The 757-nt window shown below is 65.7% G+C and carries 1 protein-coding gene; it reads left to right on the top strand.

Translation table 11 applies throughout. The features are described 5' to 3' along the window. A partial coding sequence (locus U1872_RS22660; protein ID WP_332795100.1) for a trehalase family glycosidase occupies positions 1 to 749 on the top strand: 749 nt, incomplete at its 5' end. Positions 750 to 757 lie beyond the last annotated feature (8 nt).

Below are 757 nucleotides of genomic sequence, written 5' to 3'. Positions count from 1 at the left end.
GCACGCTGTGGCCGCAACTCGTGCGCCAGCCGGTCGCGCCGGTCGCGGGCAGTTCCGCGCTGCCGCTGCCGGCGCCGTATGTCGTCCCCGGCGGACGCTTCCGTGAAATCTATTACTGGGACAGCTATTTCACGATGCTCGGGCTGAAGGTCGACGGCCAGCAGCCGCTCATCGAATCGATGCTCGAGGACTTTACCAGCCTGATCGAGCGATACGGCCATATCCCGAACGGCACGCGGACCTATTATCTCAGCCGCTCGCAGCCGCCCTATTATGCGATGATGCTCGATCTCTCGACCGACACGGATCCGGTGATAGCGAAGCGTCGGCTGGCGGCGCTGCGCGCGGAACACGCGTTCTGGATGAAGGGCGAGACCTGCGTCGGCGGCAAGCCCGCCTGCCTGCGCGTGGTGCGGATGCCCGACGGCAGCGTGCTCAACCGCTATTACGACGACCGCGATACGCCGCGCGACGAATCCTATGCCGAGGACGTCACAACCGCGGCGAAGGCTGCACCCCGCCCCGCCGCCGACACCCAGCGCAACCTGCGCGCCGGTGCGGAAAGCGGATGGGATTTCAGTTCGCGGTGGCTGCGCGATCCGCAATCGCTGACGACGATCCACACCACCGATATCGTGCCCGTTGATCTCAACAGCCTGTTATGGGCGATGGAGCGGCGCATCGCCGAACGCTGTCGTAAGGCTGACGACGCGCCTTGCGCGATCGCGTTGAGCAGCAGCTGGCGGTGATGATCCTC

The organism is Parasphingomonas frigoris, assembly GCF_036663815.1.
Classification (GTDB): domain Bacteria; phylum Pseudomonadota; class Alphaproteobacteria; order Sphingomonadales; family Sphingomonadaceae; genus Sphingomonas.
The sequence above is the reverse complement of the archived record's forward strand: the minus strand, read 5'-3'. Positions and strand labels throughout refer to the sequence as shown.